General features: G+C 65.0%; 24 protein-coding genes. 12 read left to right on the plus strand and 12 right to left on the minus strand.

All coding sequences use genetic code 11. The features are described from left to right. Positions 1-63 precede the first annotated feature (63 nt). Together QA649_RS03895 and QA649_RS03900 are read left to right on the plus strand one after the other, a co-directional pair. Positions 64-837, plus strand: a complete 774-nt coding sequence (locus tag QA649_RS03895) for an ABC transporter ATP-binding protein (RefSeq protein WP_283023050.1) — start codon at positions 64-66, stop codon at positions 835-837. Then, a complete protein-coding gene (locus QA649_RS03900) occupies positions 830-1,654 on the plus strand; it encodes an ABC transporter permease (RefSeq protein ID WP_283023051.1) in 825 nt (274 codons plus the stop codon). The genes QA649_RS03895 and QA649_RS03900 overlap by 8 nt, the downstream gene beginning before the upstream one ends. A 250-nt stretch (positions 1,655-1,904) precedes the next feature. Here QA649_RS03900 and gtdA read toward each other — a convergent pair whose 3' ends face one another. Further along, positions 1,905-2,945, minus strand: a complete 1,041-nt coding sequence (gene gtdA, locus QA649_RS03905; RefSeq protein ID WP_283023052.1) for a gentisate 1,2-dioxygenase — start codon at positions 2,943-2,945, stop codon at positions 1,905-1,907. 107 nt (positions 2,946-3,052) lie between these two features. On the opposite strand from gtdA, the gene maiA reads away from it, so the two are divergent. Further along, entirely contained in the window at positions 3,053-3,685 is a 633-nt protein-coding gene (maiA, locus tag QA649_RS03910) for a maleylacetoacetate isomerase (RefSeq protein ID WP_283023053.1), read from the plus strand. Next, a complete protein-coding gene (locus QA649_RS03915; RefSeq protein ID WP_283023054.1) occupies positions 3,675-4,187 on the plus strand; it encodes a MarR family transcriptional regulator in 513 nt (170 codons plus the stop codon). Before maiA ends, QA649_RS03915 begins: the two co-directional genes overlap by 11 nt. A 150-nt stretch (positions 4,188-4,337) precedes the next feature. Here QA649_RS03915 and QA649_RS03920 read toward each other — a convergent pair whose 3' ends face one another. From QA649_RS03920 to QA649_RS03940, 5 genes are all read right to left on the minus strand, one after another. Then, positions 4,338-5,951, minus strand: a complete 1,614-nt coding sequence (locus QA649_RS03920; RefSeq protein WP_283023055.1) for a benzoate-CoA ligase family protein — start codon at positions 5,949-5,951, stop codon at positions 4,338-4,340. After that, positions 5,948-7,114: an FAD-dependent monooxygenase gene (locus QA649_RS03925; RefSeq protein ID WP_283023056.1), complete on the minus strand. Its 1,167-nt coding sequence runs from the start codon at positions 7,112-7,114 to the stop codon at positions 5,948-5,950. Before QA649_RS03925 ends, QA649_RS03920 begins: the two co-directional genes overlap by 4 nt. Positions 7,115-7,302: 188 nt before the next feature. Then, positions 7,303-7,518: a hypothetical protein gene (locus tag QA649_RS03930; protein WP_008132706.1), complete on the minus strand. Its 216-nt coding sequence runs from the start codon at positions 7,516-7,518 to the stop codon at positions 7,303-7,305. Between the two features lie 122 nt (positions 7,519-7,640). Continuing rightward, the gene (locus tag QA649_RS03935; protein ID WP_283023057.1) at positions 7,641-8,471 is read right to left on the minus strand and encodes a cysteine rich repeat-containing protein; all 831 of its coding nucleotides are present in this window, start codon (positions 8,469-8,471) and stop codon (positions 7,641-7,643) included. Between the two features lie 149 nt (positions 8,472-8,620). Beyond that, positions 8,621-9,628, minus strand: coding sequence for an NADP-dependent oxidoreductase (locus QA649_RS03940; RefSeq protein WP_283023058.1), 1,008 nt, complete (start codon positions 9,626-9,628; stop codon positions 8,621-8,623). A gap of 213 nt (positions 9,629-9,841) precedes the next feature. Between QA649_RS03940 and QA649_RS03945 the strand changes: the two genes are divergently transcribed. Together QA649_RS03945 and QA649_RS03950 are read left to right on the plus strand one after the other, a co-directional pair. Further along, on the plus strand, positions 9,842-11,137 hold the full coding sequence (locus tag QA649_RS03945) for a dicarboxylate/amino acid:cation symporter (RefSeq protein ID WP_283023059.1): 1,296 nt from the start codon (positions 9,842-9,844) through the stop codon (positions 11,135-11,137). A gap of 12 nt (positions 11,138-11,149) precedes the next feature. After that, positions 11,150-12,070: an amino acid ABC transporter substrate-binding protein gene (locus QA649_RS03950; protein ID WP_283023060.1), complete on the plus strand. Its 921-nt coding sequence runs from the start codon at positions 11,150-11,152 to the stop codon at positions 12,068-12,070. Between the two features lie 189 nt (positions 12,071-12,259). Here the strand turns inward: QA649_RS03950 and QA649_RS03955 are convergent, their stop codons facing one another. After that, on the minus strand, positions 12,260-13,060 hold the full coding sequence (locus QA649_RS03955; RefSeq protein ID WP_283023061.1) for a RimK-like protein: 801 nt from the start codon (positions 13,058-13,060) through the stop codon (positions 12,260-12,262). A gap of 235 nt (positions 13,061-13,295) precedes the next feature. Next, positions 13,296-13,448: a hypothetical protein gene (locus tag QA649_RS03960; protein WP_156528319.1), complete on the minus strand. Its 153-nt coding sequence runs from the start codon at positions 13,446-13,448 to the stop codon at positions 13,296-13,298. Between QA649_RS03960 and QA649_RS03965 the strand changes: the two genes are divergently transcribed. The 3 genes from QA649_RS03965 to QA649_RS03975 all read left to right on the plus strand — a co-directional run bounded on the left by QA649_RS03965 (position 13,447) and on the right by QA649_RS03975 (position 16,590). Continuing rightward, positions 13,447-14,220 carry a ferredoxin--NADP reductase gene (locus QA649_RS03965; RefSeq protein ID WP_283023062.1) on the plus strand — a complete coding sequence of 258 codons (774 nt, stop codon included), beginning with the start codon at positions 13,447-13,449 and terminating at the stop codon, positions 14,218-14,220. The two genes, QA649_RS03960 and QA649_RS03965, sit on opposite strands and share 2 nt — an antisense overlap. 400 nt (positions 14,221-14,620) lie before the next feature. Next, positions 14,621-16,246 carry an FMN-binding glutamate synthase family protein gene (locus tag QA649_RS03970; RefSeq protein ID WP_283026248.1) on the plus strand — a complete coding sequence of 542 codons (1,626 nt, stop codon included), beginning with the start codon at positions 14,621-14,623 and terminating at the stop codon, positions 16,244-16,246. A 104-nt stretch (positions 16,247-16,350) separates the two neighbouring features. After that, positions 16,351-16,590 (plus strand): PilZ domain-containing protein, encoded by a 240-nt coding sequence (locus tag QA649_RS03975; RefSeq protein ID WP_018644094.1) that lies wholly within the window; start codon positions 16,351-16,353, stop codon positions 16,588-16,590. A 113-nt stretch (positions 16,591-16,703) separates the two neighbouring features. Here the strand turns inward: QA649_RS03975 and QA649_RS03980 are convergent, their stop codons facing one another. Next, a complete protein-coding gene (locus tag QA649_RS03980) occupies positions 16,704-17,999 on the minus strand; it encodes a hemolysin family protein (RefSeq protein ID WP_283023063.1) in 1,296 nt (431 codons plus the stop codon). A gap of 242 nt (positions 18,000-18,241) precedes the next feature. Here QA649_RS03980 and QA649_RS03985 point away from each other — a divergent pair, with 242 nt between their 5' ends. Together QA649_RS03985 and QA649_RS03990 are read left to right on the plus strand one after the other, a co-directional pair. After that, positions 18,242-20,317, plus strand: coding sequence for a HAMP domain-containing methyl-accepting chemotaxis protein (locus QA649_RS03985; protein ID WP_283023064.1), 2,076 nt, complete (start codon positions 18,242-18,244; stop codon positions 20,315-20,317). A 116-nt stretch (positions 20,318-20,433) separates the two neighbouring features. Further along, on the plus strand, positions 20,434-21,165 hold the full coding sequence (locus tag QA649_RS03990; protein ID WP_283023065.1) for a sulfite exporter TauE/SafE family protein: 732 nt from the start codon (positions 20,434-20,436) through the stop codon (positions 21,163-21,165). 8 nt (positions 21,166-21,173) lie between these two features. On the opposite strand, the gene QA649_RS03995 is transcribed toward QA649_RS03990, so the two are convergent. The 3 genes from QA649_RS03995 to QA649_RS04005 form a co-directional block, all read right to left on the minus strand. Beyond that, entirely contained in the window at positions 21,174-23,111 is a 1,938-nt protein-coding gene (locus tag QA649_RS03995; protein WP_283023066.1) for a carbohydrate porin, read from the minus strand. 431 nt (positions 23,112-23,542) lie between these two features. Beyond that, a complete protein-coding gene (locus tag QA649_RS04000) occupies positions 23,543-23,806 on the minus strand; it encodes a hypothetical protein (RefSeq protein WP_283023067.1) in 264 nt (87 codons plus the stop codon). 139 nt (positions 23,807-23,945) lie between these two features. Next, the gene (locus tag QA649_RS04005; RefSeq protein WP_283023068.1) at positions 23,946-24,752 is read right to left on the minus strand and encodes a creatininase family protein; all 807 of its coding nucleotides are present in this window, start codon (positions 24,750-24,752) and stop codon (positions 23,946-23,948) included. Between the two features lie 137 nt (positions 24,753-24,889). Here QA649_RS04005 and QA649_RS04010 point away from each other — a divergent pair, with 137 nt between their 5' ends. Beyond that, positions 24,890-25,912, plus strand: coding sequence for an ABC transporter substrate-binding protein (locus QA649_RS04010; protein WP_283023069.1), 1,023 nt, complete (start codon positions 24,890-24,892; stop codon positions 25,910-25,912). Positions 25,913-25,916: the final 4 nt, after the last annotated feature.

Genomic DNA, 25,916 nt, shown 5'->3' on the forward strand with positions numbered 1-25,916 from the left:
AGGTTCCGGGTCTGGTCCTTCGGACCATCCCGGAACGACGGAGAGCAGGATAGACGAGACAGAATGGACCTGATCGCCAACCACATCACCCATCGCTTCGGCGACCTCGCCGTGCTCGACGACGTCTCCTTCACCGTCGGTGCCGGCGAGGTGGTGGCGATCGTGGGGCCCTCCGGCTGCGGCAAGAGCACGCTGCTCTCGATCCTCGGCGGTCTCTTGCAGCCGACCTCGGGGGCGCCCGAGCTGCGCGGGGCGCCACCGGCGGACAGTCTCAATCCGCTGACCTTCGTGTTCCAGGATTTTGCGCTGCTGCCTTGGGCGACGGTCGAGGAGAACGTCGAATTCCCGCTGCTGCACACCCAGCTCTCGGCCGCTGGGCGACGCGCGCTGGTCGAGGACGCCCTGCGCCGCACCGGCCTCACCGACTTCCGCCAGACCTACCCAAAGCAGCTCTCCGGCGGCATGCGCCAGCGCGTCGGAATCTCGCGCGCGCTCGCGGTGAAGCCCGCCATTCTGCTGATGGACGAGCCGCTCTCGGCGCTGGATTCGCAGACCCGCGAGCTGCTGATGGAGGATTTTGTCCGCCTGCTCGCCGATGGCGGCATGGGCGCGGTCTATGTCACCCACAATCTCGAAGAAGCCGCGCGGCTGGCCGACCGCATCGTGGTGCTGTCGCGGCGACCCGGCCGGATCCGCGAGGTCGTGACCGTGCCGATGACGCGTGCGGCGCGCGGCGAAGCAGCGGCGCGTGAGAAGCTGCTGGCCCTTCAGAACCAGATCTGGTCGCTGATCCGCAACGAGGCGATCGATGCCGAGCGCGAGGTTCAGCATGCTTGACCGCGCGGCGAGCGATGTGGCCCCGAAGGATGAAGCGACGCGCCGCGTCCGCTTCCGTGGCGCAGGCTTCGTGCCCGCCTCGAGCCGCTTCGGCGGCTGGATCGCGCTCGCCCTCGTCATCGCGATCTGGCAGGCCGCCGGCAGTGCGGGCCTCGTCAATGCGCTGTTCCTGCCGACGCCCGCTGCGATCGCGCGCGCGATCTACCAGCTCGCGGTGTCGGGCGCGCTGTGGCACCATTTGTCCGCTTCGCTCCTGCGTATCGGTGTCGGCTGGGTGCTGGGGACCGTGGCCGGCGTCGCCGTCGGCTTCGCCATCGGTCTGTCGCGGCTGGCGCGCAGCGTCGGCATCACCTTCATCTCGGCGCTGTTCCCGATTCCGAAGATCGCGCTGCTGCCACTGCTCATCCTCTGGCTCGGGATCGGCGAGGAGCCGAAGATCGCGACCATCGCGCTGGGCGTGTTCTTCTCGACCGCGATCTCGGTCTATAGCGGCGTCGATGCGGTGCCGCGCAACCTCATCCGCATGGCGCAGAGCTTCAACGTTCCCTTCGCCACCATCGTCCGCAAGGTGATCTGGCCGGGCGCGCTGCCGGCGATCCTCGCCGGCTTCCGCATCACCGCGTCGGTCGCGCTCTTGCTCGTCGTCAGCGCCGAGATGATCGGCGCGCAATACGGCATCGGCGCCTTCGTGCTCCAGGCCGGCAATCTGATGCAGACCGATCAGCTGCTCGCGGGCGTGGTCATCCTGTCGGTGTTTGGCCTCGCGGTGGGCAAGGTGATCGGCTGGCTGGAGACGCGGCTGTTGCATTGGCGGTAGCCAAGTTCACCACGGCCGTAGGGTGGGCAAAGCGAAGCGTGCCCACGATTTAGAAGATGTGGGCACGGCGCCAGGGCGCCCTACGAGACTGTTGCACTGGCTGTAGCCGCATCCACCGCAGCCGTAGGGTGGGTTAGCCCTGCAGATGCGCGAGGCCCATCTGCTCGGCGTAACCCACCACCTTATTTCCACCCGGAGAAATCGTTGGTGGATTACGCCTTCGGCTAATCCACCCTACGAGAGCGGTGCCTCACGCATTCCCGCGATCTTCCCGGAACAAATCCAGCTTCTGCTGCACCGGCCGATCCGAGAAGCTGAACAGCACGGCGTCCTCATCCGCCTCGTGCGTCACCCAGTGCCAGCTCGGCACCACGAACAGATCGCGCGGGCCCCATTCGAACACGGCATCGCCGATGCGGCTGCGGCCGCGGCCTTCGATCGGACAGAACACGGTGGCATCGGTCGAACGATAGCGCGCGGTGGTAAAACCCTTCGGCAGCAGCTGGATGAAGGTGCCGATGGTCGGCATGGCGAAATCGCCGGTCTCGGGGTTGCTGAACTTCAGCTTCAGCCCGTGGCAGGCGTCCCACTCCTGGCTCGTCCTGGCCTTCTCCAGCGCCTCGCGGGTGTAGGCATAGGGATAGCTGAAGATCGGCGACGTCTTCGAGCTCCGCTTCACATCGACCGGCAGCAGATTGTGACCGTAGCGGGCAAAGCTGTCGCCGGCTGGCTTGGTAATCTTCTGCTGGTCCTCCTTCGATCCTTCGGCGAAGGAGCAGTCGAAGAACTGCACCAAGGGAATGTCGAGGCCGTCGAGCCAGAACATCGGCTGATCGGTCTCGTTGGAATGATCGTGCCAGGTCATCGACGGCGTGATGATGAAATCGCCGGGCTCCATCGCGGTGCGCTCGCCATCGACCGCGGTGTGGGCGCCCCTGCCTTCGAGCACGAAGCGCAGCGCCGACTGGCTGTGGCGGTGCGCGGGCGCGACGTCGCCGGGCACCACCATCTGCACGCCGGCATAGAGCGAGGTGGTGATCTTGGACTGGCCGCGCAGGCCGGGGTTCTCCAGCACCAGCACGCGCCGCTCGGCTTCCTTGGCGGTGATCAGCTTGCCCGCCTCCGTCATGTAATCGCGGATGATTTCGAACTTCCAGAGGTGCGGCCGGCAGGCGCTTTTCGGCTCCGGCGTGATCAGGTCGCCCATCACCGTCCACAGCGCGGTGAGATTTTCGCCGTCGATCTTCTTGTAAAACGCCTCGCGTTCCGGCGTCTTGGTCACGGCTTCCATGGCGCGGCTCCCGGTTGTTCTCGTTGAGATTGACAGCATACTGACAATCTTTGTAGCGTCAATGGCGGCTCCGGCTGCTAAGCAACGAGAAAACCGGGAGGGTTCCGATGAAGCTGCACGGCTATTTCCGCTCCAGCGCCGCCTACCGCGTTCGGATCGCGCTGAACCTCAAGGGCCTCGGCGCCGAGCATCTGCCGCATCACTTACGCAAGGGCGAGCAATGCGCGCCCGCTTATCTCGCCATCAATCCGCAGGGCCTGGTGCCGGCGCTGGAGAACGATGCGGGTACCGTGCTGACCCAATCGGTCGCGATCATCGAATGGCTCGAAGAGACCCATCCCAATCCACCGCTGTTGCCGAAGGATCCGCTGCGGCGCGCCAAGGTGCGCGCATTCGCGCTGGCGATCGCCTGCGACACCCATCCGGTGCAGAACTTGAAGGTGCTGGCCCGGCTGCGCGAGCTCGGCCTCGCCGAAGAGAGGGTCCAGGACTGGGCCGCCTGGGTCAACCGCGAGGGCCTGTCGGCCTGCGAGACCCTGATCAAGGGCGAAGCGGGGCCGTTCTGCTTCGGCGATGCGCCGACGCTCGCCGACCTCTGCCTGGTGCCGCAGCTCGCCAATGCCCGCCGCTTCGGCGTCGATGTCTCGGCCTATCCGCGCCTGCTCCAGGCCGAGGCAGCCGCCAAGGCGCTGCCGGCCTTCGCGAATGCCGCGCCGGAGAAGCAGCCCGATGCCGAGTAAGCCTTCCGCTCCCATCACGATCGACGCGGTCTATGCCGCGCCGGGCTATCTGTTCCGGCGCATGCAGCAGATCGCGGTCTCGATCTTCATGGAGGAGTGCAAGGCGTTCGACCTCACGCCGGTGCAATATGCCGCGCTGATCGCGATCCACACCCATCCCGGCATCGACGCGACGCGGCTGTCGGCCGTGATCGCCTTCGACCGCTCCACGCTCGGCAGCGTGATCGAACGTCTCCAGGCCAAGGACTATATCGAGCGCAAGCCGGCCCCCGAGGACAAGCGGATCAAGCTGCTCTATCTGACCAAATCCGGCGCGGCGATCCTGCGCGAGATCATCCCCGCCGTCGAACGGGCCCAGGCGCGCATGCTGGAGCCGCTCAAGCCCGCCGATCGCAAGGCGCTGATGGGTCTTCTGGAGCAACTCGTCGACCTCAACAATGAGGCCTCGCGCGTGCCGCTGCGGGCAGAAGACGCGCTGGAGCATCTGGGGAAGGGTGGGTGAGGGGGCGCCCCGGCGAGCCCAGCCCGCGATCTCGTAGGGTGGGCAAAGGCGCTCTTGCGCCGTGCCCACCATCTCTCTCCTAATGGGCAATGGTGGGCACGCTTCGCTTTGCCCACCCTACGATTGCGGAGTGAATGGCGACGCTCTGCCTCACATCCGCAACAACGCCTGCCGGTCGATCTTCCCCGTCCCCGTCTTCGGCAGCTCGTCGATGAAAATCACCTCGCGCGGATATTTGTACGGCAGCAGCTTGCCCTTCACGTAATCCTGCAGCTTCCGCGTCGCTTCGACCTGGTCCGCCGCGCGGTTGTTCATCACCACCACCGCCTTCAGCGTCATGCGCCGGTCCGGCAGTTCGGCCGCGAACACCGCGCATTCGCGGATGTCGGGGTGGTCGGCGAGGCAGAGCTCGACCTCGAGCGGGTAGACCCACTGGCCGGAGATCTTGATGAGATCGTCGGCGCGGCCGCGGAAGAAATGGAAGCCGTCGGCATCGCGCACGAAGCGGTCGCCGGTGTAGATCCAGCCGCCCTCGCGAATGGTCTCGGCGGATTTGTCCGGCCGGTTCCAGTACAGCGGCGTGTTGGAATCGCCGCGTACCCACAGAATCCCTTCCTCGTTGTCGCCGACGTCACGCCCGTCCTTGTCGCGCAACGCGACCTCGTAGCCGGGCACGCGCAGGCCCGCGGCGCCGAGCTTCTTCTGCTCGGGGCGGTTGGAGAGATAGATGTGCAGCACCTCGGTCGAGCCCAGGCCTTCGACGATCTCGAGCCCGGTGAGCGTCTTCCAGCCGTTGAAGACCTCTGCCGAGAGCACTTCGGCGGCGGAGAGCGCCATGCGCAGCGACGAGAAATTCGTCTTCTCCGCGCCCTCGGCCTTGGTCAGCGAGGTATAGAGCGTCGGCAGGCCGAAGAAGACGGTCGGCCTGTACTGCTCGATCGCCGCGAAGATCGCGGCCGGCTTCGGCTGGCCCGGCAACAGCAGCGTCGCAGCGCCCGCCGAGAACGGAAAGGTGATGGAGTTGCCGAAGCCGTAGGCGAAGAAGATCTTTGGCACCGAGAAGCAGATGTCATCGGACGTCAGCTTCAGCACATTCCGCGCAAAGGCGACTTCGCTGTAGGCCATGTCGTGCTGGAGATGCACGATGCCCTTGGGCCGGCCCGTCGAGCCCGAGGAATACATCCAGAGCGCCATCTCGTTGCGATCGGTCGCGGCTTCGGCGAGCTCAGTCGGGAATTGTGCGAGCCAGCTCGCCGCCGCGACCGCCGCAGGCGCGGCGTGCTCGCCGACCTCGCCATTGACGACGATCAGCGTATTCAGCTTCGTCTCCTGGCACGCCTCCGCATTGAAGCGTCCGCAGAACTCGGCGTCCGCCACTGCAACGGCAGCGCCGGAATCGGCGAGATAGAATTGCAGCAAGTCCGGCGGCGTCAGCGTGTTGATCAGCAGCGGCACGAAGCCGGCGCGCACCGCGCCGAAGAAGGCGGCAGGATAAGCCGGCGTGTCGTCGAGGAACAACAGCACGCGGTCGCCGCGCTTAAGGCCGAGCGAAGCAAAACCGTTACCCCAACGGCAAGCCTCCGCGCAAAGCTCGGCATAGGTGCGCGTGCCCGCGGGGCCAAAGAGGGCGCGTTTGTCGCCGCGGCCCTGGGCCAGATTGTGGAACAGCACGCGGCTGGCGTTATAGACCTGCGGAACGGCAAAGCCGATCTCGCGCGCGCCCGCGCTGTCGGCGGGCACCTGGTCGCGAATCTCGTTGCTCATGCCGTAACCTCGCCGGCCGCATCCCCGCCGTCGCCCGCGCCATTCTTGGCGGCCTCGTAACGCGCCATGAAGGCCGGTGACATGTGGCGCAGGCGCGCATCGTCGATGCGTCCGGAGCGGGTGATGTAGCTGTAGGCGAAATCCATCAGGTCAAGCTGCATGTGCTGGGCGAAGTGCTCGTACCAGCAGGCGCTGGTGCGGGCCGCGTTGACGAGCTTCTGCACCACCGGCTTGCGCTCGGCCTGGTAGCGCTGCAGCGCGGTGGTCAGATGCGCATCGGATTCCAGCGCCTTGACCAGCGCGATCGCGTCCTCGATCGCGAGCCGCGTGCCCGAGCCGATCGAGAAATGCGCCGAGTGCAGCGCGTCGCCGAGCAGCACCATGTTCTTGAACGACCAGTGCTCGTTCCAGACCCAGGGGAAATTGCGCCACACCGATTTGTTGGAGACGAGGCAATGGCCGCCGAGCGTGTCGGCGAACACCTCCTCGCAGACGCCCTTGGACTGCTCGACGTCCTTGTAGGCGAAGCCATAGGCCTGCCAGGTCGTGTGGTCGCATTCGACCAGGAAGGTGCTCATGGTCGGCGAATAGCGGTAGTGGTGCGCGTTGAAGGTGCCGCGGTCGGTCTTCACGAAGGTCTGAGACAGCGTGTCGAAGCGCTTTGACGTTCCGTACCAGACGAACTTGTTGGAGGAATAGGACAGCGAGGTGCCGAAATCGCCCTCATAGGCGCGGCGCACCAGCGAGTTCAGCCCGTCGGCGGCGACGATCAGATCATGGCCATTGAGCTGGTCGATCGCGTGAACCGGCGTGTCGAAGCGCGGGGTGACGCCGACATCGAGCGCGCGCTGCTGCAGGAACCGCAGCAGCTCGAGCCGCCCGATCGACGAGAAGCCGACCCCGTCGATGGCGACGCTGTCGCCTTGCAGGTTCAGCGTGATGTTCTCCCAGCTCTCCATATGCGGCGCGATCGCGTCGACCGTCTCGGGGTCGTCGGCACGCAGGAACTCCAGGGCCTGGTCGGAGAACACAACGCCAAAGCCCCAGGTCGCGTCGGCCGGGTTCTGTTCGAACAGGTCGACTTGATCCTCGGGGTGACGCTTCTTCCAGAGATAGGCGAAGTAGAGCCCGCCGGGCCCCCCGCCAATCACGGCGATCCGCAACGTCTGCCTCCCTAATTGACAGTATACTTACTATCTAGGGGTAGACTAATGTGCTCCGACGTCCGGCGCCAGCGGAATTATCGACAAGGCCGGCACGCCGAAGCGCGCTCTCGGACCCACGTTTTGCGTGTGTCCAAAATCCTCTGGCACGAAACATAGCCAAACCGGGCCGGATTGGCCACCCGGGGTCAGACGCAGCGCTTCACGTAGACGCCGTTCACCAGCACCCTGGTACAGCGGACCACCGGAACCGGCTTGCGAACGACGACGGCCGCGTTCGGCCCGGCGCAACCGGCGCGATAGACGCCGCGGGCGCACACCACCGCGTTGGCGTCGGTGGCCTCGAACGTCATGGTTGCCCCGAAGGCGAGGAGCGCGGAAGCGATCAGCAGCAACGAACGCATGTCTCTTTCTCCCGGTGTTGTCGTGATTGATATTGGCAAAAGGTTTGTCGTCGCAGCCGCGAGAATTCATTCGCGCGACGCTTCGTCATGGCCACGCGCCTTGGCGCGGCTTCGTGCCTGCCTTATCGTGCAGCGAACGGCGCAAGCACGTCCTTGCACGCGGGCGACAGCGAGGCGGCGTTGTTGGAGATGCACTGGATGATGCGGCCGCCGCCCGGCGCGACGCCGGCACAGAGGGAGCGGATGTCGGCGCCACAGGCCGACCGGACGATGAACAGTTCTTCGCGCGGCAGCAATGGGCGCAGCACGATGACGGATGGTGCCGCGGCGGGCGCTGCCGTTGCGGCCGGTGCAGCACCGGCAGAAGGCGCGGCCGCCGCAGCACCGCCGCCCATAGCCGCATTCACCGCCTTGGCGCAGCCCGCCGACACCTTCGCCTTGTTCTTCTCCAGACATTCGAGCGCGGGCGCGCCGCCCGGCGGCACGCCGGCGCAGACCTTGGGATAGTCGCCGCGGCAGGCGCTCTTGATCGCGGAAACCTCCGCAGGGCTCGGCTGCTTTGGCGCTGCCGCTTTCGGGGCGGCTGCCGCTGCCGGTTTGGCCGCGGGCTCGGCGGCGGGCGCAGCTTCCGTCTTTGCAGGCTCGGATTTGGCAGGTTCAGACTTGGCGGGCGCCGCTTCAGTCTTCGGCGCGGCCGCCGGCTCGACCGCGCGAACCGCGGCCTGGCATCCCGACGACAGGCTGGACATGTTCTTGGCGAGGCACTGATACGCTTCGACGCCGCCGGGTGTCACGCTCGAGCAATGCGCCATGAAGTCCGAGCGGCATGCGGAGCGGATCGCGCTCTTCTGCGCTTCGGTCGGCGCCTGTGCGAACGCGCCTGTTGCAGTTGCGAAGAGAGTTGCGGCAAGCAACGCGGTGCGCGTTGAGGCATGTTTCAACGTGTTGAACATCTGAGCGAATTCCTGCCCTGTCGGTCATGCCGACAATTTTCAAAAAGGTATGCAAGCGCAATCGTCGCGAGGGATGTCTCGCGAGCGGCATCTTTGGCCGCTTTGGCCTCTACCGCAAGTAGATAAATGTCTCGGCGACCGCGGCGTAACTATGTCGTCAGTTTCACCATGCGCTTGCCGCGGTTCTCGCCCGCGAGCAATCCGATCAACGCTTTCGGCGTGTTCTCGAGGCCGTCGATGATGTCCTCCTGCACTTTGAGTTTGCCGGATTTCACCCAGGACTGGAGATCGGCGAGCGCGCGCTGGCTGTCCTTCATGTAGTCCATCACGATGAAGCCTTGCATCACCAGCCGCTTCACCACGATCAGCCCGGGCACGCCGCGCGGGCCATGCGCGGCGGGCGCGCCGTCATATTGCGAGATCGCGCCGCAGCAGGCGATGCGGCCGTAATTGTTCATTTGTGGCAGGCAGGCTTCCAGAATGTCGCCGCCGACATTGTCGAAATAGACGTCGATGCCCTTGGGCGCCGCGGCGCGCAACGCCTTGAACACGGCGCCGTCCTTGTAGTCCACGGCCGCATCGAAGCCGAGCTCGGAGGTCAGCCAGTGGCACTTGTCGGCGCCGCCGGCGATGCCGATGACGCGGCAGCCCTTGATCTTGGCGATCTGTCCGACGATCGAGCCGACCGATCCCGCGGCCGCCGAGACCACGACCGTCTCGCCCTCCTTGGGCTTGCCGACCTCCAGCAGGCCGAAATAGGCGGTGAGGCCGGCGATGCCGAACACGCTGAGCAGATGCGTCATCGGCTCGAGCTTCGGCATCTTAGTCAGATGCTTCGCCGGCACCGCGGCAAACTCCTGCCAGCCGGTGTCGCCGAACACGATGTCACCGGGTGCGAGCCCCTCGGCCTTCGAGCTCACGACCTCGGCGATGGCGCCGCCGGCCATCACGCTGTTGGCTTCGACGGCCGAACGATAGGTCGCGCCGTGCATCCAGGCGCGGTTGGCGGCGTCGAGCGAGATGTAACGCACGCGCAGCAACGCCTCGCCGTCCTTCGGCTCCGGCATCGCGCTCTCGACCATTTTGAAATGTTCAGGACCGAGCTTGCCGCTGGGCTTTTCCACCAGCAGAATCTGGCGATTGATGTTGCCGCTCATGGCGTTCCCCTCTTCATTTGTTTGACGATTATTGATGCAGCTGCCGCAAAGGAAACGTGCAAGCTGCGTTCGTTGTGCGCTGCATGAAGGCTAGATCGCGCAGGCTCGTTTCACAATGGGAACATCCGGCCAACGCGATCGCTCGCCAAGCGTGTTGCGTCATCGTCATATCTGCGACATCATAAAGCGGCCGGTGTTGGTGGGGGTCGTTCAATGTCGAACAGGTTTACGCAATACATTCTGGCCGCGATGGTGCTGGGCATCGTCATGGGGGCGGCGATCTTCAACTTCCTGCCCGATACGCGCGCCGAGTGGGCCTCCTCCATCAACCTGATCGCCATGATGTTCCTGCGCCTGATCAAGATGATCATCGCGCCGTTGGTGTTCGCGACCCTGGTCGGCGGCATCGCCCATATGGGAAGCGGTTCTCGGCTCGGGCGCATCTTCGCCAAGACCATGGGCTGGTTCGTCAGCGCCTCCTTCGTCTCGCTGCTGCTCGGCCTCGTCATGGTCAACCTGCTCCAGCCCGGCGCGAACTTCCCCGGCACGCTGCCGCAGGCGGGGCAATCGACCGGCCTGCCGGTCTCGGCCTTCTCGATCGAGAAATTCCTGACCCATCTGATCCCGACCTCGATCGCGGATGCGATGGCGCAGAACGAGATCCTCCAGATCGTGATCTTCGCCGTGTTCTTCTCGGTGGCGATGGGCTCGATGCCCGAGCGGTCGAAGCCGATCCTGGCGATGATCGACGACGTCGCCCACATCATGCTCAAGGTGACGAGCTATGTGATGCTGTTCGCGCCGCTCGCGGTGTGGGCCGCCATCACGGCCACCGTCGCCAAGAACGGCCTCGGCGTGCTCTGGAAGCTCGTCGTCTTCATGGGCGGCTTCTATCTCGCGCTTGCGATCCTGTGGGTCATCCTGATGATCGTCGGCTTCCTCGTGATCGGGCCGCGCTACAGCCATCTCCTGAAGCTGATCCGCGAGCCGCTGATGATCGCGTTCTCGACCGCGAGCTCGGAAGCGGCCTATCCGAAGACGCTGGAAGGACTGACCAAGTTCGGCGCCTCGTCGCGGATCTCGAGCTTCGTGCTGCCGCTCGGCTATTCCTTCAACCTCGACGGCACGATGATGTACTGCACTTTCGCCAGCATCTTCATCGCGCAGACCTACCACATCGAGATGTCGCTCGCGACGCAGCTAGCGATGCTCGCGACCCTGATGATCACCTCCAAGGGCGTCGCCGGCGTGCCGCGCGCTTCCCTCGTCGTGATCGCCTCGACGCTGGCGCAGTTCGGCATCCCCGAGGCGGGCCTCTTGATGATCATGGGCATCGACACCTTCCTCGACATGGGGCGCAGCGCCACCAACGTGATCGGCAACTCGCTCGCGACCGCCGTGGTCGCGAAGTGGGAAGGCGAGCTCGGGCCCGAGCACGAGCTCGGACCCGGCGAGGTGGCGACGCCGGACATGGTGCCCGGCGAATTGCCCGCGATGGCCGGCCACTGACGGAGGTGCATCATGCGCCGCTCACTGGCGATATCGGGCAGCCTGTTGCTGGCAGCGTGTCTGCTGGCAACCGGGGCCTCAGCTCAGACCGGCGGCAGCGAAGGGCTTAGCCCGACGCTGTCGGCGATCAAGAAGGCGCATACCGTGCGGCTCGGCTATCGCGAGAGTTCGCCGCCGTTCTCCTTCCTCGACCAGTCGGGTCGTCCGATCGGCTACAGCCTCGAACTGTGCGAGGCCATCGTCGAGGAGATCGGCATCGAGGTCGACGATCCCAATCTCAAAATCGACTACGTCAAGGTCACCTCGGACGACCGCATCGACGCCGTGCTCCAGAACAAGATCGACCTGGAATGCGGCTCGACCACCGCCAATGCCGAGCGCGGCAAGCGCGTCGCCTTCTCGCCCTTGATGTTCGTTGCCGGCACCAAGCTGATGGTGCCGAAGGCGTCGAATGTCCAGTCGCTGACCGATCTGAAGGGCAAGTCCATCGTGGTGACGAAAGGCACCACCAACGAGCAGGCGATCCAGGCTGCGGACAAGAAGTTCTCGCTCGGACTCAACATCATCACCTCGCCGGACCACGAGCAGTCGTATCAGATCCTCGTCGACGGCAAGGCCGATGCGTTCGCGACCGACGACATCCTGCTGTTCGGCCTGATCGCGCGCCACAAGGCGCAGGACAAGTTCCGCGTCACCGGCGACTATTTGTCCTACGATCCCTACGGCATCATGTTCAAGAAAGGTGAGCCGCAGCTCTCCGCCGTGGTCGAGCGCGCCTTCCGCAAGCTCGGCTCCAACCGGGACCTCGTCCCGCTCTACAACAAATGGTTCGTCTCGCGGCTGCCGACCGGCGAGCGGCTCAACGTGCCGATCTCGCTGCAGCTCGAGGAAGCCTTCAAGGCCATGGACGATTCGGCGAGTGCGAATAATTGAGGGCAATCTTTCTTACCCTCCCCTGGAGGGGGAGGGTCGATCGCGCGAAGCGCGAGCGGGGTGGGGTGATCTCTCCGCTCGGGCACTGTTGGATGAGGAGAGACCGTCACCCCACCCGTCTCGCATCGCTGACGCGCTGCGAGCCGGCCCTCCCCCTCCAGGGGAGGGTGGGCACCTGTGCCGCGGCTCCTACCGCTTCCCAAACACCCGGTCCAGCGCCGCGTCATACGCTGCCTGCACCAGCTCCGGATGCAGCTTGGCCAGCGCTTCCATCATCACGCCGGAGTTGATCTCGAGCACGCGCCAGGCACCGTCAACGCGCACCACGTCGATGGACGCGAAGACGATGCCGATGGCTCTCGCTGCATCAATCGCGAGCTTCACGCAAGCCGTTCGAACCTTGCCGTCCTCCATCAGCACCGGCTTTGCGCCGGCATCGAGATTGTGCCGCCAGTCTGAGCCACGCTGCTTGCTGTAGACGACGAGGGGCACGTCATCGAGCAGCACCACGCGGACCTCCTGCTCGATCGCGACATAGGGCGAGATCACGAGCCCCGTGCTCATCGAGAAGACCTCGCCAGCCGCGTGGTCGAGCTCCGCCTCCGTCGTCACCTTGAACACCGCGCGCCCCGACGTGCCCTCGTTCGGCTTCACCACGATGCCTTGCGGATTCTGCGCGAGCAGCGCCAGCATCGCTTCACGCCAGCCCGGACCGGCGACGTGCACGCCCAGCCTCGGGTTGAGGAAGAGCTGATGGGGAATGCAGGGCACGTCCGCCAGCGTCAGCGCCTCGGCGGTCGCGGATTTGTCGTTGGCGAGGCGGTGGGCGATCGCGCTGTTGAGGCCGATGTCGTAGCCGAAGGCGAAGCGGCGCGTCTCGCCGAGGCGCATCGCAATCAGCCAGCCGCCGGCGCGGACATCGACCGCGATGTCGTGGCGGGCGCAATAGCGCCTGATCGCCTGGACGAAGACCCGCTCGCTGCCCGCCATCTGCCTCAGTCGCTTGTGTCAGTCGTTCCTGGCGCCAAAAGCCGCAAAAATGCGGGAAACGGCGCCAGACCGGGTGAAAATCAGAGCTATTCTTAATGAAATTCTCGCGAGCGCGATGGAAATTAAGTGCTGCAATCGAGCCTTGCCGGGAAAAGAAATTGCCCTCTTCGCGCGCCCGACAGCAGATTCATTAATGATGCGGCCAGTTCTGCCGCAAATGCTGGTTTGATCGGCATCAATTGCATCCGAAACGAGGTTGATTATTGGTCTCAATGGCGTAGATCACACACGCGAAATCCTCCGCCATGGCAATGGTGACCGCCCCGATTTCAGGGCCGGGCAACGCTTTTGCCCTAAAACCGCAAATATTCGGAATATCGAAAATCATGAGCGCGTTTTACCGAGAGAAGGTTCTTTCCGTCCACCACTGGACCGACACGCTGTTCAGCTTCCGCGCCACGCGCGATACCGGCTTCCGGTTCCAGAACGGCCAGTTCGCCATGATCGGCCTCGAGGTCGACGGCCGTCCGCTGCTGCGCGCCTACAGCATGGCGAGCGCCAACCACGAGGAAGAGCTCGAGTTCTTCTCGATCAAGGTGCAGGACGGCCCGCTCACCTCGCGCCTGCAGAAGATCAAGGAAGGCGACACCATCCTGGTCGGCCGCAAGGCGACCGGCACGCTGATCACCGACAACCTGCTTCCCGGCAAGCGGCTGATGCTGCTCTCGACCGGCACCGGTCTTGCGCCCTTCGCCAGCCTGATCAAGGATCCCGAGGTCTACGACCAGTTCGAGTCCATCGTGCTGGTGCACGGCTGCCGCCAGGTCTCCGAGCTCGCCTATGGCGAGAAGCTGGTCGCGACCCTGCGCGATGACGAGCTGTTCGGCGAGCTGCTCGCGGACAAGCTGATCTACTATCCGACCGTGACCCGCGAGCCCTTCAAGAACCGCGGCCGCATCACCGACCTCATCAACTCCGAGCAGATCTTCAACGACATCGGTCAGGGCCCGCTCGACATCGCGACCGACCGCATCATGATGTGCGGCAGCCCGGCGATGCTTGAAGAGCTCAAGGTGATGTTCGAGAGCCGTGACTTCATCGAAGGCAGCGGCAACAAGCCCGGCCATTTCGTGATCGAGAAGGCCTTCGTCGAGCGCTAAGCGCGGCAGCTTGTTATTTCGGTGTCGTCCTGGCGAAAGCCAGGACCGATAGCCACCGAGCCAAGTTTGGCGAAGGCTGGTTGTTGCCAGTCTTCGCATAGCCCCATTTAGGGGTAATGGGTCCTGGCTTTCGCCAGGACGACGGCTGTGGGTAAAGCACCTTGCCCCGCTAGCAGCCTCCCATCCCCATCCCGCCTCTCTGCTGCACTGCAAAAGCCTAACCTCCCGGCGGATTGATCGGCGCCGGCCGATTTCGCTAGCCTGAAACAAGGGCCGCGTCATATCCGTATGACAGGGGCGGGCGTATCGTAGCGCCTCATGCCGGCGAGAGGATGGGATCGTGGCCGACAACAAAAAGCAGGAATCGCCGAAACGCCTGGCACTGGCGGAGGAGGGGGTCATGGAGACCCTGCTGCTGCCGTTCTCGCCGCGCTTCATCGTGCTGACGATCTGCGCGGTCGTCACTGCGCTGCTGATCGGCATCGGCATCGCCGACCGCAAGATCTCCGACATCCTGCTGATCCCGATCCTGATCTTCGGCGCCCTGACGCTGCTCGGCGTCCGCGACCTCTTGCAGAAGGGGCACGCGGTGCTGCGCAACTACCCGATCTCGGCGCATATGCGCTTCCTGCTCGAAGAGATACGCCCCGAGATGCGGCAATATTTCTTCGAGAGCGAGAAGGACGGCATGCCGTTCTCGCGCGACACCCGGTCGTTGGTCTATCAGCGCGCCAAGATGCAGCTCGACAAGCGTCCGTTCGGCACGCAGGAAGACGTCTACCGCGAGGGCTATGAGTGGATGCATCACTCGGTCTCGCCGAAGACCCATGCCGAGGAGAAATTCCGCATCACCATCGGCGGCCCCGATTGCAAGAAGCCCTACTCGGCCTCGGTGTTCAACGTCTCCGCGATGAGCTTTGGCGCGCTGAGCCCGAACGCGGTGCGGGCGCTCAATGCCGGCGCCAGGAAGGGCGGCTTCGCGCACGACACAGGCGAGGGCGGCTTCAGCCCTTATCACGCAGAGATGGGCGGCGACATCATCTGGGAGATCGGCTCCGGCTATTTCGGCTGCCGCCATCTCGACGGCTCGTTCGACCCCGAAGCGTTCGCGCGCGTCGCCGGCCAGGACCAGATCAAGATGGTCGAGCTCAAGATCAGCCAGGGCGCCAAGCCCGGCCATGGCGGCGTGCTGCCGGCGGCGAAGGTCTCGGAGGAGATTTCAAAAATCCGCGGCGTCGCCATGGGTGAGGACTGCATCTCGCCGGCCTCGCATCGCGCCTTCTCCACGCCTGTTGGCATGATGCAGTTCATCGCGGAGATGCGCCGCCTGTCCGGCGGCAAGCCGGCCGGCTTCAAGCTGTGCATCGGCCATCCCTGGGAATTTTTGGCGATCTGCAAGGCGATGCTGGAAACCGGCATCTATCCTGACTTCATCGTCGTCGACGGCAACGAGGGTGGCACCGGCGCGGCGCCGCTGGAGTTCATGGACCATCTCGGCATGCCGATGCGCGAGGGCGTCAATTTCGTCCATAATGCGCTGGTCGGCATCAATGCGCGCGACCGCATCAAGATCGGCGCCTCCGGCAAGATCGCCACCGCCTTCGACATGGCGCGCGCGATGGCGATCGGCGCCGACTGGTGCAATTCGGCGCGCGGCTTCATGTTCTCGCTCGGCTGCATCCAGTCGCTGAGCTGCCACACCGACCGCTGCCCGACCGGCGTCGCGACGCAGGATCCGACCCGGGCGCGCGCGCTCTACGTGCCGCTCAAGATCGACCGCGTGCACAACTATCACCATGCCACGCTGCACTCGCTGACCGAGCTGATCGCCGCGGCCGGCCTCGAGCATCCGCAGCAGCTGCGCCCGATCCATTTCAACCAGCGGACGTCGACGACCCAGGTCAAATCCTTCGCGCAGCTCTATCCGGCGCTGCGCCCCGGCGAGCTGCTCGAAGGCACCGAAGACCCGCGGTTTCGCGACGCCTGGAAGATGGCGCGGGCGGAGACGTTCCAGCCGGCGCTGTGAGCCGATCGCTTCGCCCGCGGCCACGTCGGGCCGGTCCGCGTAAACTCACCGCGGGCGGGGCTGGCAATTGGCATTTGGTTCAACTTTGGGTGTAAATTCACCCTATGGACGAGCGACGCAACAAAGCCAGGCATCGGGTCCTGAAGGCCGGAACGATCGAGTTCGGCGGCGGCGCGATCGACTGCACCGTTCGCAATTTCTCGGACACCGGCGCGGCACTCGACGTCACCAGCCCGGTCGGCATCCCCGAACACTTCACCCTGTTCATCCAGGCCGACGGAACGCATCTGCCCTGCACCGTGGTCTGGCGCAAGGAAAAGCGGATCGGGGTGAGGTTCGGGTAGGGTCGTGTGCGGGAGCAAGTTCGCGCCCAAAACTCAGCCGTCGTCCCGGCCTTCGCCGGGACGACGCGTGAAGATTGGCGCGGTGGCGTGCGCTACTTCAACAGGCGCTCACCTCACGCCGCCGCCTGCTCGCCCCTCCGGCTCGCCAGGATCTTGTCGATCCGCCGGCCGTCGAGATCGACCACCTCGATATGCCAGCCGCCGAGGTCGAAGGCGTCGCCGACGTTGGGCAGCACGTTGAATTGCTGCAGCACGAGGCCCGCCACCGTGTTGAAGCGATGCGGCGGCAGCTCGATGCCGAGCAGCTCGCCGAATTCATCGACCGGCATCCAGCCGGCGACCAGCAGCGATTCGTCCGCGCGCTTGACGTAAGCCGGCTCCGGCGGGCCCTCCTCGGAGTGGAACGCGCCGACGATCGATTCCAGGATGTCGGCGGCGGTGACCACGCCTTCGAAGGCGCCGTACTCGTCATAGACGAAGCCGACATGAACCGGAGCGGCCTTCAGGATCGTGAGCACATCGCGGGCATCCGCCGACGCGGGAATGCTCGGCGCTTCGCGGACCAGCGCCCGCAGGTCGGGTGCGCGTTCGTTCATGTACGCGACCAGCAAATCCTTGGCCTGGAGCACGCCGATCGGCTTGTCGCGATCGCCGTCGGAGGCTGGAAAGCGCGAATGCGGGCTCTTTTTGATGATCTCCTGAATGGCCTCCGGCGGGTCGTTCAAATCGATCTCGTCGACCTCCGTGCGCGGCGTCATGACGGCCCCGACCGGCCGGTCGCCGAGCCGCATCACGCCGGCGATCATCTCCTTCTCGCCGGGCTCGAGCACGCCCGCGCTTTCGGCTTCGCTGACGAGGTGATGGATCTCGTCCTCCGAGACCTTCTCCTCGGCCTTGCCGCCGCGGCCGAGCAGCGTGAGGATCAGCTTGCCGGAGACGTCGAGCAGGAACACGAGCGGCAGCGATATCTTCGCGAGCACGTGCATCGCGGGCGCGACCCTGACCGCGATGCTTTCAGGATCGCGCAGCGCCACCTGCTTCGGCACCAGCTCGCCGACAATCAGTGTTGCGTAGGTGATGAGGGTGACGACGATGCCGACGCCGACGATGTCGGCAATGCCGGAGGACAGTCCGAGCTCGACCAGCCATAGTGTCAGCCGCTGCCCGAGTGTCGCGCCGGAGAAGGCGCCCGAGAGCACGCCGACCAGCGTGATGCCGATCTGGACCGTCGAGAGGAATTTTCCGGGGTCGGACGCCAGCGTCAACGCCCGCTCGGCGCCGCGCACGCCCTTGGCGGCGAGCAGCGACAAGCGTGCCGGGCGAGACGAGACCACGGCCAGCTCCGACATGGACAAGAGGCCGTTGATGACGATCAGGACGACGACGATGACGAGTTCGACGGAGAGCATTGACGTTCCGAGGTAAGCAAGTATGGCAGGGGCTGCCGGCACACGCATTGATATAGGTATTCAGAGCGGAATTGCTGGCAATTCTGTCGCATCCGTCGCCGCGAGGGAACCGCGCGGTGGGCCGTGTTCCCTGCGGTCTGCGACGACGTGACACCCGCGGAACTACGGGCATGTGCTTAACGGGGTCTTAGTGGCCGCCGACTAGGTTCTCCGCATTTGTAAATGCATTTGGGGGACCGGGGATGCGGATCGGGAAGCTTTTCGCGCTGTCGATGCTGACGGTGACGGTGTTTGCAGTCATCCTCGGCGCCGAGGTGCTCATACCCCAGACGCGCATCTTCACGAACCGTTCCGACGCGATCAGGACGGTCGACGCCTTTGGCGCGACCCTGATGATCAGCCAGCAGGTCGCCGGCCTTCGTGCCCCCTACATCGGACCGATCTTCCAGGAAGGCGCTGCGACGCAGGCCCAGATCGACGCGGCCGCCAAGGCTGCAAAGGCGGCCGATGCGGCATTCGAGAGGGCAAGGCCTACTTTCCTGGCGCTGAATGACGCCGGACCGATGATCGAAAAGCTCGACCGTACCGCGCGGCGGCTCAAGGAGGTCACCACGGCCGCAGATCGCGCGATGAGCGTCCCCCTGGCGCAGCGCGACGGTGCCGTCATCAAGGGTTTTCTGCCCGGCGTGGCCGAGGTCATCGGCAACATCGAGCCGATCATGAATCAGCTCGAAGGACAGGTCGTCAACGCCGATTCCTCACTTGCGGCGTTACTGAGCCTGGCGCGGACGGCGCAGGATCTGCGCGTCTCGGCCGGCAGCCGCGCCGCCACGCTGTCGCCGGCGCTGAGCGCACGTCGGCCGCTCACGGCAGCCGAAATCTCGCTGATGGATCGCATGCAGGGGCGTGTAGAGGCCGATCGCGAACGCATCGAGGCCGGCATCGATCAGCTTGGAAGCCCGCCCCGCATTTCCACCGCGCAGAAGGCGGCGACCGAATCCTATTTTGGAAAGGCAGCGGTCGTCGTGGACAAGGAGATGCCCGCGGCGAGGAGCGACGGCAAGTACGGCGTCAACGCCGAGGAGCTCGCGAGCGTCATCGTGCCGGCGATCCAGATGTTTTATGGCGTGCGCGACGCCGCGCTGGCGGAAGCCGCCGAGCGCGCCACGGCTGCGCGCGACGGCGCATTGGCGATGCTCGCGCTTGCGGGCGTTGCGGTGCTGGCGCTGCTCAGCACGCTCGCCGGCGTCACCATGATGCTGCGCAGCCGCGTCGTGACGCCGCTCAGCCGGCTCGCCGAGGTGATCGGAACGCTCGCCGCCGGACGGCATGACGTCGAGATTCCGGCGACGGGCCGCAATGACGAGATCGGCCAGGTCGCGGGCTCGCTCCAGCACTTCAAGGATTCGCTGCTCGCCCAGAAGGCTGCCAACGAGGCGGGCGCGATCGAGGCCGAGTCGAAGCTCAAGCGCAGCCAGCGCATGGACCAGATCGCGCGCGATTTCGAGGCCATGATCGGCGACGTCATCAACACCGTCGCGTCGGCTTCCTCGGAGCTCGAAGTGTCGGCGGGAACGCTGACGAGCACGGCCGATCAATCGGAGAAGGTCACTGCGACCGTCGCCGCCGCCTCCGAGCAGGCCTCCACCAACGTGCAGACCGTTGCCGCCGCGGCGGAGGAGATGGCCTCGTCGGTCGACGAGATCAGCCGCCAGGTCCAGGACTCCGCGCGCGTCGCCGGCGAAGCCGTGCAGCAGGCCGAGCGGACCAACGATCATGTCGGCGAGCTCGCCAAGGCCGCGGGGCGGATCGGTGACGTCGTCGAACTCATCAGCCAGATCGCGGGTCAGACCAATCTCCTGGCGCTGAACGCCACCATCGAGGCGGCGCGGGCCGGCGAGGCCGGACGCGGCTTCGCGGTCGTCGCCTCCGAGGTCAAGGCGCTGGCCGAGCAGACCGCCAAGGCCACCGGCGAGATCAGCCAGCAGATCTCGGGGATCCAGGCGGCGACCGAGGATTCCGTCGGCGCCATCAAGGCGATCGGCGACACCATCACGAGGATGTCCGAGATCGCATCCGCGATCGCCTCGGCGGTCGAGGAGCAGGGCGCGGCGACGCGCGAGATTTCCCGCAACGTGCAGCAGGCGGCGCGCGGCACCCAGCAGGTCTCCGCCAGCATCGTCGACGTGCAGCACGGCGCCAGCCAGACCGGATCGGCCTCCGCCAACGTGCTTACCGCCGCCAGATCGCTGTCGGGCGAAAGCACGCGTCTCAAGACCGAGGTCGGGAAATTCCTGGATGCGATCCGGGCCGCGTAACAAGGTCATTGTGCAGGGAACGCGCTTCACCTAGATTTGCATTCCGGGGATGTCGCAGCCTCCCCGTGAAGTGGTGATCCCACGCAAGCGCTGCTCGCTGATCTTTGGAGCGAGCAATGGACGGGATCGCAACCGAGCTTCCGCTTTTCCTGTTGGCCACCTTCGCCGGCGCGTTCGTCGCCGGCCTCTCCGGCTTCGCCTTCGGCCTCGTCGCGGCATCGCTGTGGCTCTACGTGCTGACGCCGCTCCAGAGCGCCACCCTGATCGTCGGCTTCGGCCTTCTCGTGCAGGGCTACTCGGTCTGGAAACTGCGCGCTGCGCTCGATTGGCGCCGGCTGTGGCCGTTCATCGTCGGTGCAGTCATCGGCGTGCCGGCCGGGGTCTCGCTTCTGACCTCGGCCGATCCGAAGAGTGTCCGTATCGCGGTCGGAGCTATCCTGATCGCCTACAGCCTGTATGCATTCTTCCGGCCGCAGCTCAAGCTCGCCACCGACGTACCGCCAGTCGCCGACATCACGGTCGGCTTCGTCAACGGCCTGCTTGGCGGGCTGACGGGCCTTGCCGGCATCGTCGTCACCATCTGGTGCAATCTGCGCGGCCTGCCGAAGGACGCGCAGCGTGCCACGTTTCAGCCTGTCGCGGTCGCGGTGTTCGCCATGGCGGCGCTCTGGCTCGGCGCCAAGGGATCGCTCACGCTCGATACGGCGAGGCTGTTCGCGCTCGGCCTGCCGTTCCTGTTCGCCGGCACCTGGCTAGGGCTGAAGCTGTTCGGCCGAATCGACGAGGCCGCGTTCCGGAAGATCGTGCTCGCGCTGCTGTTCGTCTCGGGCGTTGCGCTGTTGTTCTGAGCCGCGGCTCAGAACTCGCCGTGCAGCCGTCCTGAAAACACCGACACCGGTCCTCGATCCGCGTTGTAGGCGGGGTTGACGATGAGCTGGTAGTCGGCGGTGAGCGTGAGATTCTTGTTCAGCGCGTAGGCGTAATAGGTTTCGAGGATGCGCTCCTTGCGGTAGTTGAGCGCGCCGTCGCCGATGAGAACGCCGAGGCCGCCGGCGGCGAGGAAGTCGCGATAGTCCTGCGACAGCGCGTTGACGGCGCCGCCGATGCCGACGACATCGTCGGGGCGGCCCCATTTCGTGCCCTTGATCGACAGGCCACCGGACAGGCTGCGGTTGATGTCGGTGAACGCCAGCGTCTCGCTCTTGCCGTCGTTCCAGCTCCAGCGGCCGAACAGGCCGAGATCCTCGGTGATCGCCTGCTCGACGTTGACGACATAGCCGACCTTGAGACGGCCGCGCCGGGTCTGCGCGATGTCGAGATTCAGCGCGGGATTGTCCAGCGTCTCGCGGAAGCTGCCCATGTTGGCGCTGTCGACCCAGCCCATGGTGCGGAGCTTGCCGGGCTGGCCGAACAGCGAGTAGCGCGTCTCGAGTTCGAGCACGTACTGGCCGCGCTCGCCGACCCTGGTGTCGAAATGATTTGAATTGGACTCCGCAACCATCAGGAAATAGCCGCCCCGCAGCGCCCATTGCTTCTGGTTGAGCTCGGCCGTCACGCCATAGGTGAGGCCGACCTTGTCGGCGGAATAGTCGAAGGCGCCCGGCGCCCATATCGACCAGTTCATGAAGTCCTTGCGGGTGTCCTTGGCATAGGCATTGCCGTCGAACACGTCGACCACCGCGAACTTGCCGGCCTGAACGGTGAGACGGGATACGTCGACCTTCTGTCCCAGCTGCAACTGGCCGCTCGCGAGCTCTTCCTGCTCGCCGCCGAAGCCGAAGGTCTGGCGCACGAACAGGCGCGAGGTGTTGTAGTGCGGGTAGGGGAAGTTCGACTTCTGCGCCTCGCCGTTGGGGAAGCCGGCCGCGCCGACCGTGTCGTTCAATCCAAAACCCTGGAGCAGCTCGGGATTGTAATAGACCTCGCCGCCATCCCACAGCCGCGCGTTCAGGAACAGGCTGTTGCTCCACGTCGCCTTGGCCTGCCGCGACGGCGAGAGCGAGTTCTGTCCGCTGTAGAGGGCGGGGAACGATGGATAGCCTTGCGGCAGGTAGGTGCTCTGGCCGTGAATCTCCCAGCGATCCGACTCCGGGTCGATCAGCGAGCTGTTCGGGTTATAGCCCGGCACGCCCGGCCAATCGACCTTGCGGTTGAGGCCGAGCCTGATGGTCTGGAAGTCGAGCGCCGAGGAGGTGTATTGGGCGCCCGTCGAGAACGCGATGTTGGCGGCATCGAAGCGGCTGTAGAGATATTCGAGCCGCGCGCTCCAATGCGGCGCGAAGCCGTATTCGATGCCGGCGCCCGCAATCCAGCCGGGCCGCGTGTTCAGGATTTTCGGGACGGCTTCGCCGGAGGCCGGCGCGTCGAAATAGCGTTCGCCCATCCACGCAAAGCCGCCGGTGGCATAGACGAGCCATGGACCGCTGGTGTAGCCGACCCGCCCGCGCAGGCTGGCGGTGTAGTCCCATTGCTGCGTGACGGTGTTGGCCGGTGTCGCCAGGAAGGAGACGATCGAGTTCGAGGTGATGTAGTTGGGAAACGAGAAATCACCTTCGACGCCGACCAGCCAGCCGGAGTTGAGCCGGTAATTGTAGCCCGCCTGCACGCCGCCGATCGTGCCGCTGAAGACGCCGCTGTCGCTGATGGCGGTGCCGTCGTTCAGTGCGAAGCGCGATGAGCCGCGGCTGTAGCCCGCATGCGCGCCGATATAGAGACCGGTCCAGTCATAGACCGCTCGCAGCGCCGGCGCCTTCAGCGGCAGATCGGCCGCGCGGCCGGCGGCGGGGAGCGCCATCACGCCCGTGGCGATTGCCGCGGCCGTTCGCAAATACCTGTAACGGTGACCTCTTAACGTCAAAACGAAACGCCCCCAAACGCGAATGTGTCCCACGCGCCGCGATATCCCTGCCGATTCGCGGCCACTCTGTCATCAGGCCTCGGTTGCCGACGCGGTCGGCCGAGATGATCTCGATTCGACGCAACTTCGTCCCAAGCCCCTGGACCTGTTGCGAACCTTATTGCGATTAATTCGCAATAGCAACTGGCACACGTTGCCGCAGAAAATGGTTCGCACCGCTGTGTGACAGGACTGCAACAAATTACCGGGCCCAAAAAGGATGACCCCGCCCGGGGGGACATCCGGGCGGGGTCGGGGGCACGACACGGGGTGGATGAGGCGCCCGTGTCGGACGCAGATCCACGTGAGATCGGCCTCAGGTACTCAAATCAGTAGCAGGAGCGAACGCGACCGACGTACTGGCCGAAGGCGTTGTACTGGGCGACCCAGCCGCAGCGGTGATAGCCGTAGTAATAGGGGTCGTTGCTGGCGGCGATCGCGGAGCCGACGACGGCGGCGGTGGCGATGCCGGCACCGACACCCCAGACCCAGCCGGGCTGCTTGGCTTCGGCCGCGGACGTGGTGGAAACGATGCTGCCGGTGACGGCGAGGGCAGCGAGGGCTGCGGCGGCAATCTTGGTCTTGATCGACATGTGAAACTCCATCCGGGTTGAGGCGGTCCGTTGTGGTCCGCGTGCCCAGTTGGACGGAGGCATGCCGTGTCAGGTTCGAAAGCGCACCTGGCGCTCCCGGAAGCGGGGTATTTCCTGAATAGTTTCAGTTGGATGCGGGCTAGCCGAGGGGGCCCTTGGCGAGCCTGTTCACGTCGAAGTTATCGACCTCGGCCAGCAGCTCGCAAAAGGCGCGTGCGCCCTGATCGATCAGCTGCTCGCCTTTCTCGGCCACGGCCAATGTCGCATCGCCGACCGCGCCGCTGGCGTTGAGATCCTGCGCCTGCCAGGCGAACGGCGCAGGCCGCTGCGTCGACAGCCAGCGATACTGCTTTTCCAGCGCCACGCTGCTCGCGGGAAAATCCGCGATCGCGTCCTTGCGCACCTGACCCGGATAACGCGCCAGCATGATCGAGGTCTCGACGGCGCCGCCGTGGATGCCGTGGCGCACTTCAACGGCGGGGAACAATTTGTCCGCGCCCGAGAGCCGCGACCATGACGTCGTCACCACAAAGAGTTTGTGATGCGCGCGCAGATCCTGCGCCACCAGCATCATCGCCGCGCTGTTGCCGCCATGGCTGGTGATGATGACGAGCTTCCTCACGCCGCGCCGCGCGACCTCCGCGCCAATCTCTGTCCATTTCTTCAGCGCAATTTCAGTCGGCAGCGTCTGCGTGCCCGGATAGTCGATATGCTCGGTGGAAATGCCGACCCGCTCAACGGGGAGAAAGCTGGCCGGAATGTTCTCGGGCAGCACCTCGCGCACGCGCGCGAGATAGGCGTCCGCGATCAGCACGTCCGTCTCGAGCGGCAGATGCGGGCCATGCTGCTCGGTCGCCGCCAGCGGCAGCACCGCGATACAGCGCGACACATCCGCAGGGGTCGCATCGACCCAGCGGATCTCGGTCCAGGCGCGGGATGGTGTCATCAAGGTTTCTTTGCCCGAATTTGTCACGTAATTTGGGTTATGAGGGGACGCGGGCCCGACCGGCTCGCGTCCCCAATGTCATGCGGTTTTATCGCGTTGGCTTGGTATCGGCTAGAAGCGATCGACGGAGTGCACTCATGAGCCCCTCTCATCTGCGGCGAGCGTTAACGGCAGGCCTGATGGCCGCTTTGGTCTCGATCCTGCCTGCGCGTGCCGAGACGCTCGACAAGGTCACCTTCGGCACCAACTGGGTCGCCGAGGCCGAGCACGGCGGCTTCTTCCAGGCGGTGGCCGACGGCACCTACAAGAAGTACGGGCTGGACGTCACCATCGTCCCCGGCGGTCCCAACGAGAACAACCGGATGCTGCTGATCGCCGGCAAGATCGATTTCTTCATGGCCGCGAACACGCTGATGTCGTTCGATGCGGTCGCGAACAACGTCCCGGTCGTCACCATCGCCGCGGTGTTCCAGAAGGATCCGCAGGTGATGCTGACGCAGCCCGACGCGAAAGTCGCCAAGATCGAGGACCTCAAGCCGCTGACGCTGTTCGTCTCCAAGGAGGGCATGACCAGCTACTTCCAGTGGCTGAAGTCCGAATATGGTTTCAACGAGAAGAACGTCCGTCCCTATAATTTCAATCCGCAACCCTTCATCGCCAATCCCAAGAGCGCGATGCAGGGCTATGTCACCTCCGAGCCCTTCGCGGTGGAGAAGGCCGCCGGCTTCAAGCCCAACGTGCTTCTGCTCGCCGATTACGGCTTCAACACATATTCGACCCTGATCGAGACCCGCCGCGATATCGTCGAGAAGAAGCCCGACCTCGTGCAGCGCTTCGTCGATGCCTCCATGATCGGCTGGTACAATTACATCTACCGCGACAATTCCGCCGGCAATGCCCTGATCAAGAAGCTCAATCCGGAGATGACCGACGATCTGCTCGCCTATTCCGTCGCCAAGATGAAGGAATACGGCATCGTCGATTCCGGCGACAGCCTGAAGAACGGCATCGGCGCGATGAGCGACGAGCGCTACACCTCCTTCTTCAACAAGATGGTGAAGGCCGGCGTCGTAAAGGCGGATCTCGACTTCCGCAAATCCTACACGCTGCGCTTCGTCAACAAGGGCGTAGGCGTCGAGCTGCGCCCGAACAAGCCGTAACGCG

Source organism: Bradyrhizobium sp. CB1717, assembly GCF_029714325.1.
Taxonomy (GTDB): Bacteria; Pseudomonadota; Alphaproteobacteria; order Rhizobiales; family Xanthobacteraceae; genus Bradyrhizobium.

Excerpts from the sequence above, each read along its gene's own strand:
- QA649_RS03900 (WP_283023051.1), top strand. The coding sequence starts at position 830 with ATGCTTGACCGCGCGGCGAGCGATGTGGCCCCGAAGGATGAAGCGACG.
- maiA (WP_283023053.1), top strand. The coding sequence starts at position 3,053 with ATGAAGCTGCACGGCTATTTCCGCTCCAGCGCCGCCTACCGCGTTCGG.
- QA649_RS03985 (WP_283023064.1), top strand. The coding sequence starts at position 18,242 with ATGCGGATCGGGAAGCTTTTCGCGCTGTCGATGCTGACGGTGACGGTG.
- QA649_RS03955 (WP_283023061.1), bottom strand. The coding sequence starts at position 13,060 with ATGGCGGGCAGCGAGCGGGTCTTCGTCCAGGCGATCAGGCGCTATTGC.
- QA649_RS03920 (WP_283023055.1), bottom strand. The coding sequence starts at position 5,951 with ATGAGCAACGAGATTCGCGACCAGGTGCCCGCCGACAGCGCGGGCGCG.
- gtdA (WP_283023052.1), bottom strand. The coding sequence starts at position 2,945 with ATGGAAGCCGTGACCAAGACGCCGGAACGCGAGGCGTTTTACAAGAAG.
- QA649_RS03995 (WP_283023066.1), bottom strand. The coding sequence starts at position 23,111 with ATGGCGCTCCCCGCCGCCGGCCGCGCGGCCGATCTGCCGCTGAAGGCG.
- QA649_RS04005 (WP_283023068.1), bottom strand. The coding sequence starts at position 24,752 with ATGACACCATCCCGCGCCTGGACCGAGATCCGCTGGGTCGATGCGACC.
- QA649_RS03950 (WP_283023060.1), top strand. The coding sequence starts at position 11,150 with ATGCGCCGCTCACTGGCGATATCGGGCAGCCTGTTGCTGGCAGCGTGT.
- QA649_RS03895 (WP_283023050.1), top strand. The coding sequence starts at position 64 with ATGGACCTGATCGCCAACCACATCACCCATCGCTTCGGCGACCTCGCC.
- QA649_RS03965 (WP_283023062.1), top strand. The coding sequence starts at position 13,447 with ATGAGCGCGTTTTACCGAGAGAAGGTTCTTTCCGTCCACCACTGGACC.
- QA649_RS03970 (WP_283026248.1), top strand. The coding sequence starts at position 14,621 with ATGGAGACCCTGCTGCTGCCGTTCTCGCCGCGCTTCATCGTGCTGACG.
- QA649_RS03975 (WP_018644094.1), top strand. The coding sequence starts at position 16,351 with ATGGACGAGCGACGCAACAAAGCCAGGCATCGGGTCCTGAAGGCCGGA.
- QA649_RS03945 (WP_283023059.1), top strand. The coding sequence starts at position 9,842 with ATGTCGAACAGGTTTACGCAATACATTCTGGCCGCGATGGTGCTGGGC.
- QA649_RS03960 (WP_156528319.1), bottom strand. The coding sequence starts at position 13,448 with ATGATTTTCGATATTCCGAATATTTGCGGTTTTAGGGCAAAAGCGTTG.
- QA649_RS03935 (WP_283023057.1), bottom strand. The coding sequence starts at position 8,471 with ATGTTCAACACGTTGAAACATGCCTCAACGCGCACCGCGTTGCTTGCC.
- QA649_RS03930 (WP_008132706.1), bottom strand. The coding sequence starts at position 7,518 with ATGCGTTCGTTGCTGCTGATCGCTTCCGCGCTCCTCGCCTTCGGGGCA.
- QA649_RS04010 (WP_283023069.1), top strand. The coding sequence starts at position 24,890 with ATGAGCCCCTCTCATCTGCGGCGAGCGTTAACGGCAGGCCTGATGGCC.
- QA649_RS03940 (WP_283023058.1), bottom strand. The coding sequence starts at position 9,628 with ATGAGCGGCAACATCAATCGCCAGATTCTGCTGGTGGAAAAGCCCAGC.
- QA649_RS03915 (WP_283023054.1), top strand. The coding sequence starts at position 3,675 with ATGCCGAGTAAGCCTTCCGCTCCCATCACGATCGACGCGGTCTATGCC.
- QA649_RS03990 (WP_283023065.1), top strand. The coding sequence starts at position 20,434 with ATGGACGGGATCGCAACCGAGCTTCCGCTTTTCCTGTTGGCCACCTTC.
- QA649_RS04000 (WP_283023067.1), bottom strand. The coding sequence starts at position 23,806 with ATGTCGATCAAGACCAAGATTGCCGCCGCAGCCCTCGCTGCCCTCGCC.
- QA649_RS03980 (WP_283023063.1), bottom strand. The coding sequence starts at position 17,999 with ATGCTCTCCGTCGAACTCGTCATCGTCGTCGTCCTGATCGTCATCAAC.